Origin of the sequence: Dolichospermum heterosporum TAC447 (assembly GCF_024584745.1) — a bacterium.
GTDB classification, from domain to species: Bacteria; Cyanobacteriota; Cyanobacteriia; order Cyanobacteriales; family Nostocaceae; genus Dolichospermum; species Dolichospermum heterosporum.
The window spans coordinates 1,695,124-1,713,036 of sequence record NZ_CP099464.1 but is presented as its reverse complement, the minus strand read 5'-3'; the positions used below and the strand labels follow the sequence as shown (position 1 = coordinate 1,713,036).

Sequence of the window (17,913 nt, the reverse complement as noted above, 5' to 3'; positions counted from 1 at the left end):
CAAGGTATTGTCATTACAGCACTTTTCTTTTAAAAGTACCACACCTAAATAAGTAGTGAGACAAAATTAATTACACAATGTCATTGCGTAAGCGTTGCGTGGCGTTAGCCATATGGAACGAAGTGAAATGAAGCAATCGCAAGGGTTGTGATTGCTTCCCTTCGCTCGCAATGACTGTAAATATTTTTGTCCAATTACTTATCTAAAACCCACATTCCGCAGATACTAAAGCAAATTTAGGAATTAAAAATTTAGAGAAAGTAAAGCCTGAAAAGATTGCCGAGCAAAGATTTCAGGCTTTTATTTGTTAAAATAGTGTAATCAAATAGAGAGGGGGGAAACCATGAAAGAGTCAAAAAAAGCCATGGAAATCCTAAATATAGACCATTTAGGAATAGTAGCGGGAATAATAGACGAGATGGAATTAGTAGAAGAAGTGAATAAAATAGTTGGAATAAAAACAAAAGAAACCCTCAACCCAGGACAAGTAATAAAAGCAATGATCTTAAATGGATTGGGCTTTTTAAGCGCCCCATTATATCTATTTGAGGAATTTTTTGTAGGAAAACCAACAGAACATTTAATAGGAGAAGGAGTATTACCATCACATTTAAACGATGACAAACTAGGAAGAGAACTAGACAAATATCATCAAATAGGAACAACAAAAATATTTACAGCAGTAGCCATAAAAGCAGCCCATAAATTCAAAGTAGAAATGGATAGTATTCATTTAGATGGGACTTCAATGAGTGTAGAAGGAGAGTACAAAAAAGAAAGCGAAGAAAGAGATGAAACAAAGCAAGAAACAGGAGAGAATAAAATAGAAAGAGAACCAGAGATGAAAGGAATAGAAATAGTTCATGGATACTCAAGAGATAAAAGACCAGACCTCAAACAATTTATCATAGACATGATAGTAACAGGAGATGGAGATATCCCATTATATTTAAAAGTAGACTCAGGAAACGTAGATGATAAAAGTGTATTCGTAGAAAGATTAAAAGAATTTAAAAAACAATGGACATTTGAGGGCATAAGTGTAGCAGATAGTGCCTTATATACAGCAGAAAACTTAGCAGCAATGAGAGAATTGAAATGGATAACAAGAGTACCACTAAGTATCAAGGAAGCAAAAAATAAAATCGTAGATATAAAAGAATCAGAATGGAAAGATAGTCAAATATCAGGCTATAAAATAGCAGCCAAAGAATCAGAATATGCAGACATAAAACAAAGATGGATAATCGTCGAAAGTGAATTAAGAAAAAAATCAAGTATCCAACAGGTAGAAAAACAAGTCAAAAAACAAGAATCAAAAGCAAAAGCCGCACTCAGTCAACTATCCAGGCAAGAATTTGCTTGTCAAGCAGACGCAAAAGTAGCAATAGAAAAGCTATCAAAATCCTGGAAATATCACCAAATAAAAGAAATTGAGTATTTAAAAAAATCTGAATATAAAACAGCAGGTAGACCAAGTAAATTGACCGAACCAAGTCAAATAAAATATCAAGTTAAAAGTCAAATAGAAACGAGAGAAGAAGTAATAGAAACTGAAAAAATTAAAGCAGGGAGATTTATATTAGCAACAAATATCTTAGATAAAAATGAATTGAGTGATGAGCAAGTATTAGAAGAATATAAATCCCAACAATCTAACGAAAGAGGATTTAGATTTTTGAAAGACCCCTTGTTTTTTACATCCAGCGTATTTGTCAAAACTCCTGAAAGAGTAGAAGCAATAGCAATGATTATGGGATTGTGTTTGTTAGTCTATAATCTTGCACAAAGAAAGTTAAGGCAAGAATTAGCTAAATTCGATGACGGGATTAGAAATCAAGTCAATAAAATCACAAATAAACCGACAATGAGGTGGGTATTTCAGATGTTTCAAGCTGTACATTTGGTAGTCATAAATGGACAAAAACAAATGAGCAATTTTACAGAGGAACGTGAAAAGATTGTCAGGTATTTAGGAAAGAGTTGTAGTAAATATTATCTAATTATTTGATGTGGTTTATTTGAACAAAAAGATGTAGATAGTTCAAGGGTAAAATTAGTAAATAGAAATTTTTAGCGAGGATGTAAATATTCTTAGCTGTAATTGTCATGTTTATTTTACCCGAAATTACTAATTCAATATAGAGAGAGAATATATTTTAAAACCTCGTAAAATGAAGTTACTTAATATGTTCTATTTTTTGGCAAATAAAGTTAAACTCAACCAGAAAATTAGGTAGATAAAATTTTCCTGGCTGAAATTTTTCAAAAATCCCAATAATCTAGGTCACATCTGCGGAATGTGGGCTAAAAGATTTATGGAACAAAGATTATAGGATTTTGTTTTGTACGAAACCGTTACACAAAGTGCTGTATCAAAACAAAAAAGGGCATAAAAGTATTATGCCCCCTACAGAAAACTATGGAAAAGATATCCTTTGCATGATGGTGGTGATTGTATTTAATTCAACCACTCCATAGCCTGCAATTAGGCATATATGAAGTCTGTAGTAGCCAGAATTGAGGTACCACTGAAATCACCAGTAAGTTTAACCAGTAGGTCATTTCCAGTAATTGCAGCAGCAGCGTCATTACCAAGGATATATGTGCTACCTCCTAAAACAAAAGTACCTAATTTACTCACACCAATTGCACCAGCAGCAGCGGTTAAAACCGCAGCGTTAATTTCTGTTTCATTTGTTGCGTTAACTTTTTCTTGTGCATTAAATAAAGCAGTAGCAGCATTAAATCCTAGTCCAACAACGCTGATTTTATCCTGTCCTTTGTTGAAGTCAGTGATAGTATCGAAGGTTATTGCACCTGTCAAAGTACCTGCATTAGAATCGGTCAATGCGGCATAGCCGAAGATGTCATTACCAGCACCACCTGTTAAAGTGTCACTACCAGCACCACCTGTTAAGGTGTCATTACCATCACCACCTGTTAAGGTGTCATTACTAGCACCACCTGTTAAGGTGTCATTACCAGCACCACCTGTTAAGGTGTCATTACCAGCACCACCTGTTAAGGTGTCATTACCATCACCACCTGTTAAGGTGTCATTACCAGCACCACCTGTTAAGGTGTCATTACCAGCACCGCCAGTAGCAGTTAACTTGGCAGTAAAGGCAGTTGCATTAAGATTAAAAACTGAACCTTCCTTAAGGGTCGGGGCAGCCAGTACGAGATCTCTATCTTGGTTAGCACCAGCCCACTGAATTGTTAAATTCAGGTTACCATCCGCTTTGAGTTGAGTTACTGTATTAAATGGAACAGGATCAGCATCTCCTTTGCTGGATTGTAAATTTAGGGTTTGAACTGCTGCACCCTTTAATGTCAAATCAACTTTCTGTGCTACCCCGCTAAGATTCAGAGTACTAACGTTAGTCAATACAGTGAACTTATTACTTTCCGTTGCACCGATAACAGTGACGTTAGCATTAGCACCACCAATTTCATACTCTTTAACAGCAGTAATCTTCGCAACATCTACTGTACCAGTATTCAAACTTAACACTTCAATAAGTTTGGCGGCATCGTTGATAATTTTAGCTTCATCAGTTTTAGTTACGGTTACAGCACCAGTGAACTGCAATGTATCTATGCCATCACCGCCATCAACTTTATCATCAGCGTTAAAATCGGCAAAGGTAAAGTTAAAGGTGTCCTTATCCTTACCACCTGTAAAGTTATTCTTGCCGGCACCAGCAGTGAAGGTGTTATTACCACTACGTCCATTAAAGATGTTATCAACAGTACCACCTGTGAATATATCATCCAGATCAGTACCAGTAGCCTCTAGTTTTGCAGTAAATGCGCCTGCATTAATAGTAACACCTTGGACTGCGTTGCTTGGGAGGACGGGGGAGGCGATTTTCAGTTCTTTGTCACCTGTGACATTAACGGTTAATGCAGGAATCGCAGCTAACCCAGCAAAATCTGTAGTCAGGTTGGTGATCTCATTTTTCTCAGTCCCAGTGTCAGTACCCTTGTTAGAGCTTAGATTCAGGGTTTGAACACTTCCTTTCAATGTTAAATCGGCACTTTGACCCTTTCCTGTCAAGTTTAAAGTGTTAGCTCCAAAATTATTCAAGGTGAATTTGTTACCTGTAGCTGCACCACTGAGAGTGACAGTATTGGCTAGGAAATCATACTCTTTAACAGCAGTAATCTTAGTTGCATCTACTGTGACATTATTTACTGCATTGCCTGGTTGTCCAAAGCCTAAGACCTCAACGCCTTTAAAAGCATTGATGTTAGTAACTGCGGCGGCTGCACTAATGTCAATGTTAGCACCAGTAAATCTCACCGTATCTATGCCGTCACCGCCATCAACTTTATCATCAGCGTTAAAATCGGCAAAGGTAAAGTTAAAGGTGTCCTTATCCTTACCACCTGTAAAGTTATTCTTGCCGGCACCAGCATTGAAGGTGTTAGTACCACTACGTCCATTAAAGATGTTATCAACAGTACCACCTGTGAAGGTGTCGTCTTGATCAGTACCAGTAGCCTCTAGTTTTGCAGTAAATGCGCCTGCACTAATAGTAACGCCTTGGACTGCGTTGCTTGGGAGGATGGGGGAGGCGATTTTCAGTTCTTTGTTACCTGTGACATTAACTGTTAATGCGGGAATCGCAGGGGGACCAGCTAACCCAGCAAAATCTGTAGTCAGGTTGGTGATCTCATTTTTCTCAGTCCCAGTGTCAGTACCCGCGTTAGAGTTTAGATTCAGGGTTTGAACTTTTCCTTTCAATGTTAAATCGGCACTTTGACCCTTTCCTATCAAGTTTAAAGTAACAGCGTTAGCGTTAAATCTATTATTCAAGGTGAATTTGTTACCTGTAGTACCTGTAGCTGCACCGCTGAGATTGACAGTATTGGCTAGGAAATCATACTCTTTAACAGCAGTAATCTTAGTTGCATCCACTGTGACTGTGGGAGTTTCAAAGCCTAAGACCTCAACGTTTTTAACACCGTTGATAGCAGTAACTGCGGCGGCTGTAGTAGCATCAATGTTAGCACCAGTAAATCTCACCGTATCCTTGCCGTCACCACCGTCAACTATACTTTTATCGTCAAATTGGGCGAATGCAAACCCAACACTATCATTACCCTTACCGCCTGTGAAATTAACCTTACCTTGATCCGTAAAGGACAATTTCACACCACCAGTGTTTTCTTTCGCATTTACAGTTGTTACTGCATCAGGATTTGAAGTATTTAAGTTTAAAGCTACCGTTGTAGAACTGTTGGGATTATTAATGTCTGTGCCAGCTAGTCCAGCATCTCCAGTAATATTCAGTGTTCTTCCGGTAGCACTAGAAGATAGAGTTGGAATAGTTAGGGTCGCAATTCTATTAACCCCATCTGTAAACTCACTTTCCAGAGCAAGGTTAATGGTAGCGACTTTATCACCTTGAATGGTGAGTGTATTCAGTGTAGAATCTGTCAGGGAAACACTTGCAGTTGTTCCATTACCAAAATTACCAGTGATACTGTTGTCGTTAGTAACGTTGTCAATACCAAGCTTAATATCTCGTAGTCCAGTGACGGTGGAACCAAATAATAATGGGTCAAATTTGAGGGTGACTTCCTCCAGACCCGAACCAGCAGCGGGGCTGAAGTCAATTACTGGACTCAGTAAATTAATCAACTCTACCTTTTCAACATTGAGGAGAGTAGGCAATATTCCCTTGCTGTAGGAGTATTTTAAGGTATCAATACCAGCACCCCCGTCAATTCTATCCCCAGGTTGGACAGTGGCAAAGAAGTCGTTACCATTGTCGCCTGTGAACAAATCCTTGCCATTTGTACCTGTAAGGTTGTCAGTTTCCTTGGTTAAAGCAAACTGTGTTTGGAAATTGTCAGTAATTCCCTGAGCAACATCCACCTTATTGTTCAAAGTTTGTCTATCTGCATTACCAGCAGCACTCAGTATCTCCAGTGCCACTGCTGCTCTTGTTGAACTATTTAGTGTCCCAACCCAGTAATCTAAACCTTCTTTGTCTGTTGACCGACCGAAGGCATTACTATAAATTAGCTCAACAAATTGACTGTTTACTAAACCAGTATATTTATCCTGCGCCTCTTTTGAAGCGATAATATCTTTGGTGACATCAGCGATGGATGCACCATTATTCAAACGTCCTACCCAATAGTCCCGACCACTTGTTTCTGCCGCCCGCCCCAAAAATGTAATATAAAGCTATTGGACGGACAACTGATGAGTGGTGTTTTTAGCGGTATCAACCCTGCTGTTTAAAACTTGTTTATCAGCAGAACCAGCAGAGTTAATAATATCGGCAATGACAGAGGCTTTTTTTGCTGAGTCTGGTGTTGTTCCTAACTTTCCAGTCCAGTAAGTCTTACCAGCACTGTCAGGAACTCGACCGAAAGCATTACTGTAAACGTAGTCTATGAAATCACCACTACTTAAATTGCCAAATAGGTTTTGCGCTTCTGCTGAATCAATTAGGTCTGTGGCGATTTTGGTGATAGCGACACCTTTGTCGAGTTGGGAAGTCAAATCAGCCAAATTTTTGGTATCTGCTTGACTTTTCAAAAGGGTAATAAAAAGACCCTGGACTGAATTAATGCTTGCTACTGTCATAGTTTTACGTTCACTCCACGAAATAAAAATGAATTAATAGTCAAAAAACTGTATCTATCTAAAGACAGATACGGACAACAGCATAAAGGAAATCCATATCATTTTCATCTATCTAAAGTATGATTTTTAACTCCCGGTTCGCCCATTTTTTAGGGAGTTAGGAAAAATGTGCAGATAAAAGTATAATCAGGGACAGGTTATACAAAATAAGCTAAGTAAGTATATGTTCGACGTTATGGCAACTGAATCCATAATTACAAACGAACGAGTAGATGACATACCCGTACTACTCACACAGATAGAACGGATGGGTGTACAAAAGCTAATAGATAAAAACTTCCCCACCCATGGAAATTGGCGAGGACAAAGCTTGGGGAATGTAGCAGTGATCTGGTTAACACATATCTTATCGCAAGCAGACCACCGTTTAAATCAAGTTCAAGCCTGGGCTGGTAAACGGTTAGAAACATTGAAAAAATTGATTGGTGAAAGCTTAAACGAACTTGACCTAACCGATGACCGATTAGAAGCAGTATTGCGTTACCTTAACTGTGACGAGAACTGGTATGCGTTTGAGGAAGAACTGGGAAGTAATTTGTTGCAAGTGTATGATATCAAACCAGAACGGGTAAGACTGGATAGTACAACAGCTTCAAGTTATTGCGGGGTGAATACTGAAGGGCTATTTCAATGGGGTCATAGCAAAGACCATCGTCCAGATTTGGCACAAGTCAAAATCATGCTATCAACATTAGACCCATTAGGAATGCCAATAGCAACAGAAATATTATCGGGAGAAAAAGCAGATGACCCTTTATATATCCCCGCAATTGAGAGAGTCCGTTCGACGCTAAAACAGCCAGGATTACTGTATATTGGGGACTGTAAAATGGCATCAATGGGGACAAGAACCCATATTGTATCAGGGGGAGATTTTTATCTATGTCCTTTAAATGCCAAGCAAACACCGACAGAAAAATTAAGAGAATATCTGCAACCAGTTTGGGATGGAAAACAAGAATTGACAACTATCAATTATAGTTATCTGTAGCTGAGATTCTCAAGCGTTATCGGACTGGGGGATTATTTGAAATTGATATTCAAACTCAGCGAGTTGAAAAAGTTAAAAGACAATATGGCGAACGTCAATCTCAAATAATAAAAGAAGTTCCCTTTAATTTGGATTTTAAAATTAATGAAGACGCGGTAAAACAACAAGTTCAACTGTTAGGCTGGCGAGTTTATGTCACTAATGAAACTGACGCTAACCTGAGTTTGAAACAAGCAGTTCGTGCTTATAGAGATGAGTATTTGACAGAACGAGGATTTGCTCGACTTAAAGGCTTTCCTCTTTCTTTAACTCCAATTTATTTACAACGTGAAGACCATATTACTGGTTTGATCCGACTACTTTCAATTGGTTTGCGAGTTTTGACTCTTTTAGAGTTTCAGGTTCGTCGCCATCTTGACAAAAATCAAGAAAAATTGGCTGGACTTTATGCTGGTAATCCTCAGCGTAAAACGGCACGTCCTACTGCTGAAATGCTTCTTGCTGCATTTAAAGAAATCACATTGATATTAATTGAGGTTAACAATGAAGTCTACACTCATTTAACTACTCTTTCCCCTTTACAGCAGCGTATTCTTGTTTTACTTGGGTTTCCCCCTACTATTTATACTCAGCTTAGTGGTCAATCTTTTACTCCTGAGTAGAATTCTTCTAACTCTCGCAAAAATGGGCGAACCGGGAGTTTTAATACAAAACTGATTACTGATTTACAGTAAAATTATCTATACGCTACACAAAGCATCTGTGGCATAAGCAATTTGCGTTTAATTGCATTTGTATCATTGGTTTAGATATTTTTGATCCGGTTATCAGTCTGATTCTTCCTGGTTTTTGAATAAAATGCTTACAAAACAAGGCTTTCAACCCACATTCCACACCCACAACTGTCACAGAGGGAAATTACCGAGGCAAAAAAGAGATTTGAGCAACCATGAATCGCCCAAAATGGCATCAAAACCTATTCTCAATAGACATCTCGAAAAAAGACGGTAGAGCCGAGAATCCCTACCTATGGAATGGAACGTCTCTACAAGGGTTTCAGGTCACGCATATTTAATTTCTGGAGATGTCTAATCAGGAGCAATAAGAATTTCAGGCGTTGCTGATTAAGGGGATGAATTTTAGTCTGACGCAAAGGTAAGAGTTTTAAAGGTTCAATTTGAGAATTTCATACCTCGATTCAGCAACGCCGAATTTCAATTAGAGAACTCCACAAAAAGAAATACCCAATGTCATTCTGTTCGTGCAGCGTGCCAGAGGCATTACGAAACGAAGTGTAGTGAAGAATCTATTGAGATGCTTCGTTTCGCTACACTCAGCATGACAAAACAGGATCATTTATTTTGTGGCTTACTCTTAGAGAGATTCGTATAAGATAAGGGACTACCAACTACATCGTTATTTTCAAGGCAAAATTATAATTTTTGGTAGTCATTTATTAAGAGAATCTTTTACTAGAGCTTGAATCACACCCGCAAGTTTATCTGATAATTTTTGCCAAGAATGTTCTTTCAGCCATTGTTGTTGTATTTCCCGCTTACTATTGAATATTTCCGGCGTATTGAATAAGTTTATAATCTCCCTGGCTATACTATTAGGATCTCTCTCAGGTAAAAAATGCACAGTTTCTTTTACATCTTCAAAGATTTCCAGTTTTGAACATAAAACTAATCTGTTGGAGGCTATTCCAAATCTGACAGCCGCGCTCGAAGATTCGTTAGAGTTTTGATATGGGAAGACTATTATATCAGCACATTCCAATAAACATAGTGATTCCTCATCTTCTAAATATTCATTAATCATTACAACACTGTTGGTTAGTCCAAGACTAGATATAAGTCTTTCGCACCTAACCTTAAGTTCATGAGAAACAGGATTTGGATAAAGAGCATTAACTAAAAGCAAAGACATTTCTGGATATGAGTTTTTAATAATAGAAAAAGCCTTAATCAGTTGTTCAACCCCTTTATTAGGAAGTAAAAAGCCATAGGTAGCAATTACCTTCTTATTTAAGAAAATATTGAGCTTTTTCTTTAAAAGAATGGAATCTATAAACTGTCTACACTGAACTCCGTGGGGAAAAAGTGCAGTATTTCTGATCAGTTGAAAATCTTTAAGTCTATTTAAATCTGCAATACTATGAACTAGTAACCTATCTGCCAAAGAAAGTTCATAGTGAATTGTTGCTAAAGAAGCCTTAAAATCATGTTTATTGACATCTCTTGTGGAATGGAACATAACAATAGTAATTATACCACGTTCTGATAACTTAAGCAGCAGATTACCAAATGCAGTTAGTTCAAAGAATCCGAAATTAAATTGTATAACCACAGCATCGAGTTTCTCTGCTTCAATACATGACTCAAGATCACTGAGATTTGGATTGGAAAAGTCATCCCAACACCTGATGACATTATCACTATCTTTACTCTCAGGCAAATCCTGGCGACTGGCTAATATTTTGACATCAAATTTCTCAGATATACTGCCATTAATTAAATAACTGGAATAAGCAGCAATACCGCACTTAGAATTCCATGTACTCACCCATCCCAATTTTATTTTCCGCGTCATGGAAAGCTTTTGTGATTCAATAGTTTCAAGCATATTTTCAATCCTTGCAGCACAAGTCTTCCAAGTGAATTTATCTTGAATCAAAGCTTTTGCGGCTACAACCTTGGATTGAATCTGCTGCTTTGGAGCTTGATATATTTCTCTCATTAGTTTAGCCAGATGCCTAACATCAGGTTCAACCCAAACAGAATTAAATTGGCTTAAATGAGTTTTTGCGATTGTGAATTGAAAGTCAATTAGCCAAGCGGTTTCATCGCTACAGAAATCAGTTTGTCCTCCAAATCCTGTGGTAATTACAGGGATATCAAACAGCATTGCTTCAGCCATTGGTAGACCAAATCCTTCACCCCGGCTAGGTGCAACCAGAGTATGACAACGGCGATATAAATCTACAATACAGCCGACTGGAATATCTTCATTTATTAAAATAATTTCGGGAATATTTTTGTAGTTTGCCTTTAAATTATCTATTTGTTGCTGAATATCATTATGAGGATTCGGAAAAGTTTTAATTAGCAAACTGACATCATCATCAGAGGTAAAGACCTTAACATAGGCTTCCAATAGTACATCCACACCTTTCCGCGGAAAACAAGAGGAGATGTGTAAGAATCGGAATGATTTTCCGATATAACCATGATAGGTTTGAGGCTTCTGTCGTAAAACTTGCTCTATACCGCAACCTGCTATTTGAATTGGTACATAAACCCCAGCATCTATTAGAACTTTCTTAACAAAACTAGAAAGGACTGTAAGACCGTCAAGACATTGGTTGAATGAATCTACCCATTCTTTAGAAAGATTCGATTCTTCCCATGCAAAATAAAGTAGATTAATTAAGCCATCCATATCTACCACCCTGGGTGGATACAAGTTACGAATAACTACATCTGGTCTCGAACCTTTTTTGCTTCGTTTCCACAGTAAGTCCAATCCTTCTACCTGATTAATAGCAGTTGTGTCAGGTGTATAATCGCCAAATCCTTCAGTGGGGAATAAACCCACCTGACCAGGAAATTTCTCGTCTAGGGCAAATCCCAATTCTCTATTAACAATAGCTAAACTATAATTCGTCTCAAAAGGTCCTTCAATTTGAAAGTGTAATTCCTCAGTTTTATTTTCAGTCAAAGTTACTGGGCGAGGAATTTCTACTCCAACGTCTATCAATACTTTTGCTAAGTCGGATATTAAACAATCGCGAGAGAAATCTTTTAATCTGCTCCTTTGACTCTTTAATATTCTCCGGCGAAGAGGGCGATCCTTTCTTATTAAGTTAACTAAGGCAGCAATTTCTGGAAATCTTTTTTCGTTAAATAATATTCCACCTTGTCCCAAGGTATACGGGACATTTGTGCTTTTATAAGCCACAACAGGAACATCAAAAACCATTGACTCAACTAGAGGAACACCAAAACCTTCATGTTCACTCATACATATAAATACATCCGCTGCACGATACCAACCATAAAGTTCTTCGTCAGAAACTTTTCCGACCATCTTTACAAAGTCTGTAAGTCTATATCGAGCAATTATTTCCTGAAGGGATTGACAGTAGTGATCATCCAGGCTGTAGCCGCCAATTAAAATAAGTTGAATGGGCTGCTCTATCTTTTCTACAAGATATTTAAATATCTCAACAATATCATGTTGGCATTTATTTTGACATACTCTCCCTACAAAAATAACAGTGAAAATCTCCGAATTGCTATCGACAATATTATGATTATAAGGTTTATCTTTAATATTTTCAACATCAATTAATAAAGGAATAGTAGATATATTTGGGTAATTTAATGAAATCAGTTCTTGTGCATTATAAAGTGAATCAGCTATAGAAGCACTCACTGCATTTTTCAAAATCTTTAGTTGTTCTCGTCCTATTAACGAATACTTGTAAATCTCTGAGTTTTCAGGAAAAAAACTTGCCGGAGTAATATTGTGGTAAACCAGTATTTTTATATCAGGAAGACTAAGAACCCAATCAATCAAATCATGGCCAAGAGAATGATGAATTAACAAAAATTGGTTTGGAGAACCAACATAAGTGCTGTAATGGTTTAGCTTATTATTCAGTTCCTTTGCAATATGCTCTACATATATTTCAGATATAAAGCCTAGTTCTCTAAGAAACTTCTGGGTGAGAAATAACCCGTTAGTTACAGCGTCACCATAGGCAGAACCTGAATGAAATTGGTGAATTCCTATTGGTTTCATAATAATTTATAACCTACAATTGCATAATCCTGTGAACTATAGAAAAGATCATTAAAGCGTTCAGCGATACCTTGACCATCAACTTTGGCATTTTCTGGATAAGGATGCAGTGTGATCACTTGAGTATTATATAAACCAAACATTTCAGCCATAAACTTGATTGTGGCACTAGGTAATGGATTAATATGAGTTGGATCTAAATAAAAGGTATTACTTCCCACTAACACATTATCTGGATTTGGAGTTTCAAAAATAACTAATCCCTGGGGTTTGAGTACCCTGACTGTTTCAGAAAATAACCTCATTAATGTTTTAAATGGCAGATGCTCAATAATATGAAATCCGGTTATAGCGCCCAAACTATTTTCTGGTAAAGATTGCAAATAGTTAATGACATCTGCTTCTATTGCCTCCAAACCTCTAGCCTGGCATTGCTCTACCATAACTCTGTTGATGTCTAAACCCCTAGAGATATATCCAGATTCCTTTAGTAATTCTAACCACTCACCCCGTCCACACCCGACATCTAAAATAGGCGAGTCTGGTGTACCAATATTCGCTTTTTCAATCAAGGGAAGATATACTTTTAATCTGTTTAAAATATCCTCACGACTACCTCTAAAATGGTCTTCAAAGGCAAGGTAGAATGCATCAAATAGATGTTCCTCTTCATTGAAAAAGGTTTGCAGTTGTTCTTGATTAAAAGGTTCTGGTAATCGCCGCCGCGCTTCTTCTAAAAATAAGGATATCAATCGCTTCTGCTGCATTAAATCATATTTGAGGTAACTGTCATTTCTCAAATGACGCTCATTTATCTCTTGGTAGCGATTATCCACAGCAACCAGTTGCTTATTAAGTTCATGAATGCTGTTATCTACAATATTCAAACACTCATTTATCTCTTGAAAACGAGTATCCGCAGGAACTAGGCAATCATCCACTTGTGTCTTTAAAGTTTTAATTTCCGCTATTAGTTGGTGATTAATCCTTAAAGATTCTTTTAAAGAAAGGATTAAATTAAAGTTAACTTCTCGTTGATCTTTAAATAGAAAATTGATGGCTTTCAGAATAAATTTTGGTAATTTTGATATTGAGTTAAATGGAAAGCGATTAAGTTTTTCAGGCCATTTTGTCCGAATACAAGCTCTAGATTCCGCATTTTTAAGTAAAGATTCAATATAGTCAATGCTTGAGCTAATATTTGACGTGAAACTTCCTGTATCTACATTATCTTTTGTTCGCATCTGCTGAGAGTGACTTTGACGATTAAGGATCTCTTGACGGATCTTCTCCATTAACTCATCAACATTAATTTCATGGTTATTTTTTTCAATCATAGTTCAAAATATTCAAAATCAATTAAAATACTTAACTAAATCTGTTTAAAATAGTATTTTACAGCTTCATCTGCATCTCCAATAAAGATAACTTTACCTTTCTGTAAGAATATTCCCCGTTGACAACACTGCTTCACAAACTCTAAATCATGGGACACAACCAACACTGTAGCATTACCATCCCAAAACTGATCCATTCTTTGCTTACACTTATTCTTAAAACTCTCATCTCCCACCGACAAAACCTCATCCAAAATCAAAATATCTGGCTGTACATCAGTCGCAATAGAAAACCCCAAGCGAGCCACCATACCGGAAGATAAACCCTTGACTGGGACTAAAGCATAATCCTCCAAATCTGCAAACTCCAAAATAGAACGCGCTCTTGCTTTCATCTCAGCCCTAGAAAAACCCAACAATACACCATAAAGGAGGATATTGTCCATCACAGAGATTTCCGCATCAAAACCTGCTCCTAATTCAATTAAAGGCGCAACTTGACCTCGGACTCTGACAGTACCAGTGGTAGGCTGTAAAATCCCAGAAATTATCTTTAACAGAGTGGACTTACCTGAACCGTTAGCACCAATTATACCTATTTTTTCTCCTTTTGCAACCACCAAGTCAATATTATCTAAAACTAATTTCTTTGCAGGTTGACGATATTTACCCTCTACCACAGATAGGAGCGTTTTTTTTAAATCATAGGAAAATTCCTCTTGAGTCCTTCTCCACAGCGAAACATTGTCCAAACGTATTACTTCCATTTACAGCCAATCCATAAATTGATGTCACCACAGGTGAAAACAAGTCTATCTCAAGCAATACCTTGTCCAAATTGGAAAAAAGCCTTGATTTGTAGATTGGGTTGTGGAACGTGAACGTTCGCGGAGCAATTAGCATAAAACCCAACATGAGCGTTGGTTTGTGCTGTCGCTTAACCCAATAAAGCAGGAAATGGACAAGGTATTGTCTCAAGGCTAAAATAATTATGCCATTAAGCAAAGCCCGGCGATTTATAAACTATCGGGTTCAATACCTAACTCCCTTAATTTTTGCGCTAAAATAGCTGCTTTATTCTCTGCGTCATCAGCACGCTGACGTTCAACTTCAACCTTTTGACGTTCAGATTCAGCCCTTTGATATTCAACCTCAGCCCTTTGATATTCAACCTCAGCTTTTCTCATTTCTTCTAAATTAGCTTCTTCTGGTGTAGGGACTAATCTTCCTTCAACAGTAAAATATCTTAACTTATCTTCCCAAACCCCTAGATATAAACCTAACTCCTGACTCCAATACCAGGCATTTTCTGATGCTGGAATAGTTTTATACTCACTGTCTGTTAATCGCCATCCTACCAATTCTAAGGTATTTGGGGAAAACCAAAAATACTCAGGGGTGCGGAATTGATTTTGATACAACTGTTTTTTCAATCCCTTATCTACCTTCGCTGTAGAATCAGAAAGTAATTCAATTATTACATTGGGATATTTACCATCTTCTTCCCATATTACCCAAGAAAGACGTGGACGTTTTTCCGTATCTTTAACAAGAAAAAAGTCTGGTCCTCTAAAGTCTCGATTTTTTAACTGTTGTCGGCTATAGTAAACGCTAAGATTTGCACCGATAAAAAAATCTTCTCTATTACGCCATAACCATTCTAAACAAGTTACTAATATTAATAGTTGTGTATAGTGTAAGGAGCTTTCCATTTCTGGTTCGTCGCTGAGTAGTTCAGTGCAGTCTGGCATTAATGCTTCTATTTCTTGTGCGGTTAAAGCCATAGATTTTATTAGGATAAATTACTATCTTTGGTTGATTATAAACTATCGGGTTCTAGTCTATGCAATTACCAAACGATAGCTATGTTAGAGGGTGTTTGAAAAGTTATGGTTGATGTATCAAATATTTTTTACCCCTCCCTAACCCTCCCCTTGTAAAGGGGAGGGTTAGGGATTTTTATTGTTTCCCCCCTTGTAAAGGTGGGACTAAGGGGGTAGCAATGTGATGAAAATTACGGAATAAGTAGTGAGACAGAATTAATTACACAATGTCATTGCGTTAGCGTGGCGTGGCGTTAGCCATATGGAACGAAGTGAAGGGAAGCAATCGCCAGGGTTGTGATTGCTTCCCCTCCCTCGCAATGACTGTAAATATTTTTGTCCCATTACTTACCACTTTTAAAACATCCTCTTAGAAGTTGTTTGAAAAGTATTAGATGAAACCGATAATCTCCAAAAACCTAACCCCCCTGCCCCCTTCCCTACGTTAGCGCAGCGTGCCGAAGGCCGGGAAGGGGGGTTTCAAAGCCTCTCCTCGCTTCGGGGAGAGGTTTGGAGAGGGGTTTGTTTATACATTAAAAACTTTTAAAACATCCTCTTACAGCAAATCCATAAATTGATGCCGCCATAGGTGAAAACAAGTCCATCCCAAGGCTAAAATAATGATGCCACTCAGTAAAGCCCCCCAAATCAGACCTAAATCTGGTGGAGAACCTGATAATGTAATCTGACGGAGACTTTCGATGATTGGGGATAAGGGGTTCAAACCTAAAAACTGTTTTACCGGCTTGGGAACAATAGCTGCTGGGTAAAAGATCGGACTGCTAATCCAAATTACAAATACTACTAATTCATAAAAGTAAGGTAAATCCCTGAAAAATACGTACAAAGCGCTGACTAAAAAACCGACTCCTGTAGAAACTAAAATTAATGCTAAAAATGGAAATACTAAAGCGATGACATTGATGAGACTTTTGGAATTAAGCAATGTCATAATTGCTAGTAAGGGAAATGCTCCCACTGAAAACTGAAAGACATTGGACGAAATCATTGATACAGGAAAAACACTAACCGGCAAGCGAATTTTATTTAATAATGCTCCATTGCCGACCACGCTGGTTAAAGCTTGGGATGTGCAAGCGGAGAAAAAATTAATTACTAACAGTCCTGTCAGCGCTGCCAGCATATAGTTAATGATGGAGTTACCATAGTAGGATGCAAAGGTAGCACCAAAGATGGCAGTATACAACCCTGTCATAATCAATGGGTTCAATAATGACCAATAAACCCCCAGAAAAGACCCCCGATAACGGACTTTCAGCGTCCGTCCAACTAAGACGTGCAGGAGTTCGCAATAACGCTGCACTTGTAACCAATTTAAATTATCTTTCAGGGAAAGTGTCATTCTTATAGCACCATTACACACCGGAAAAAAGTCATTTTGGCATTCTATACCATACGAGTGCAATTGTTGACGATTAATTTTCAGATAAGGGACTTCCAATTAAAAAAATCCCCAAAAGTTTCTTGTGGTGCGGGACGAATTGCCCGCTAATTACCAAGGACAGGCAGGATGCCCATCCCACAAAATTGGGTAATTTATTTTTTGGTGATTCCTAAGTGAAATTTTATCTATCTCAGGTAATTACTTACAAACTATCAGAGTCAATACTTAACTCCCTTAACCGTTGAGCCAAAATTGCTACTTTAGCCTCCGCATCATCAGCCCGTTGGCGTTCACTTTCAGCCTTTTCTGCCAATTCTGTGGGTATGAGTAATTTATCACCTGTATCAAGACGGTAAAATCTTAAAAGCTCCCCTTCCACTTCTAGACGCAATCCCAACGGCTGAGATAAACTATCGGTAATGGGTTGATAAATCTCATCCTGTAAACGATACCCCTGTAACTTTTTGTTAATCCATTCTCCTTTCGGGTCAAATAACCAATATTCTAAAATCCCTAATTGTTCATACGATAACTTCTTTTGCTCTTGATCCTGCCTTTGAGTTCCGGCACTAGTCATTTCCAAGACAACTTGGGGAACTTGACCTTCTTCCCAAACCTTATAATTATCTCTACCCCCAGGTGGCACATCAAAAATTACCATCACATCTGGCGCTACTCTTAATTTCGGAAAACTTTGAGCATAGTATAAAAATTGATTTGCGAGTACCGTTGCTTGTCTTCCTGCTAGGTACTGTTTTAAAACTAATTTTGTGGGATGGGCATCCTGCCTGTCCTTGGTAATTAGCGGGCTTTTCGGCCCGCACCACAAGAAACTTTTGGGGATTTTTTTAATTGGAAGTCCCTAAGTATGTGAACACAAT

9 protein-coding genes and 1 pseudogene are annotated in these 17,913 nt (G+C 37.8%); 2 read left to right on the top strand and 8 right to left on the bottom strand.

Annotation, left to right across the window (positions count from 1 at the left end; translation table 11 throughout):
• Window positions 1-343: 343 nt before the first annotated feature.
• On the top strand, window positions 344-2,011 hold the full coding sequence (locus tag NG743_RS07755; protein WP_257120501.1) for an IS1634 family transposase: 1,668 nt from the start codon (window positions 344-346) through the stop codon (window positions 2,009-2,011).
• Between the two features lie 477 nt (window positions 2,012-2,488).
• Here the strand turns inward: NG743_RS07755 and NG743_RS07750 are convergent, their stop codons facing one another.
• Both NG743_RS07750 and NG743_RS07745 read right to left on the bottom strand, forming a co-directional pair.
• Window positions 2,489-6,190, bottom strand: coding sequence for a DUF4214 domain-containing protein (locus NG743_RS07750; protein WP_257121808.1), 3,702 nt, complete (start codon window positions 6,188-6,190; stop codon window positions 2,489-2,491).
• Window positions 6,191-6,205: 15 nt separating this feature from the next.
• The gene (locus NG743_RS07745) at window positions 6,206-6,610 is read right to left on the bottom strand and encodes a DUF4214 domain-containing protein (RefSeq protein WP_257121807.1); all 405 of its coding nucleotides are present in this window, start codon (window positions 6,608-6,610) and stop codon (window positions 6,206-6,208) included.
• A gap of 235 nt (window positions 6,611-6,845) precedes the next feature.
• On the opposite strand from NG743_RS07745, the pseudogene NG743_RS27045 reads away from it, so the two are divergent.
• Window positions 6,846-8,323, top strand: a pseudogene (locus tag NG743_RS27045) (IS1634 family transposase).
• Between the two features lie 787 nt (window positions 8,324-9,110).
• On the opposite strand, the gene NG743_RS07730 reads toward NG743_RS27045, so the two are convergent.
• The 6 genes from NG743_RS07730 to NG743_RS07705 form a co-directional block, all read right to left on the bottom strand.
• Window positions 9,111-12,467, bottom strand: a complete 3,357-nt coding sequence (locus NG743_RS07730; RefSeq protein WP_257121804.1) for a glycosyltransferase family 4 protein — start codon at window positions 12,465-12,467, stop codon at window positions 9,111-9,113.
• Complete coding sequence (locus NG743_RS07725) at window positions 12,464-13,804, bottom strand: class I SAM-dependent methyltransferase (RefSeq protein ID WP_257121803.1); 1,341 nt, start codon at window positions 13,802-13,804, stop codon at window positions 12,464-12,466. Before NG743_RS07725 ends, NG743_RS07730 begins: the two co-directional genes overlap by 4 nt.
• A gap of 35 nt (window positions 13,805-13,839) precedes the next feature.
• Window positions 13,840-14,571, bottom strand: coding sequence for an ABC transporter ATP-binding protein (locus NG743_RS07720; RefSeq protein WP_257121802.1), 732 nt, complete (start codon window positions 14,569-14,571; stop codon window positions 13,840-13,842).
• Between the two features lie 249 nt (window positions 14,572-14,820).
• Complete coding sequence (locus NG743_RS07715; protein ID WP_027404151.1) at window positions 14,821-15,588, bottom strand: Uma2 family endonuclease; 768 nt, start codon at window positions 15,586-15,588, stop codon at window positions 14,821-14,823.
• A 595-nt stretch (window positions 15,589-16,183) separates the two neighbouring features.
• The gene (locus tag NG743_RS07710; protein ID WP_027404152.1) at window positions 16,184-16,990 is read right to left on the bottom strand and encodes an ABC transporter permease; all 807 of its coding nucleotides are present in this window, start codon (window positions 16,988-16,990) and stop codon (window positions 16,184-16,186) included.
• Window positions 16,991-17,234: 244 nt separating this feature from the next.
• Window positions 17,235-17,834, bottom strand: a complete 600-nt coding sequence (locus tag NG743_RS07705; protein WP_257122129.1) for a Uma2 family endonuclease — start codon at window positions 17,832-17,834, stop codon at window positions 17,235-17,237.
• Window positions 17,835-17,913 lie beyond the last annotated feature (79 nt).

Bases quoted from the DNA above. Each gene is read 5' to 3' on its own strand.
- NG743_RS07745 (WP_257121807.1), bottom strand. From the start codon at position 6,610: ATGACAGTAGCAAGCATTAATTCAGTCCAGGGTCTTTTTATTACCCTT.
- NG743_RS07730 (WP_257121804.1), bottom strand. From the start codon at position 12,467: ATGAAACCAATAGGAATTCACCAATTTCATTCAGGTTCTGCCTATGGT.
- NG743_RS07725 (WP_257121803.1), bottom strand. From the start codon at position 13,804: ATGATTGAAAAAAATAACCATGAAATTAATGTTGATGAGTTAATGGAG.
- NG743_RS07710 (WP_027404152.1), bottom strand. From the start codon at position 16,990: ATGACACTTTCCCTGAAAGATAATTTAAATTGGTTACAAGTGCAGCGT.
- NG743_RS07720 (WP_257121802.1), bottom strand. From the start codon at position 14,571: ATGGAAGTAATACGTTTGGACAATGTTTCGCTGTGGAGAAGGACTCAA.
- NG743_RS07755 (WP_257120501.1), top strand. From the start codon at position 344: ATGAAAGAGTCAAAAAAAGCCATGGAAATCCTAAATATAGACCATTTA.
- NG743_RS07715 (WP_027404151.1), bottom strand. From the start codon at position 15,588: ATGGCTTTAACCGCACAAGAAATAGAAGCATTAATGCCAGACTGCACT.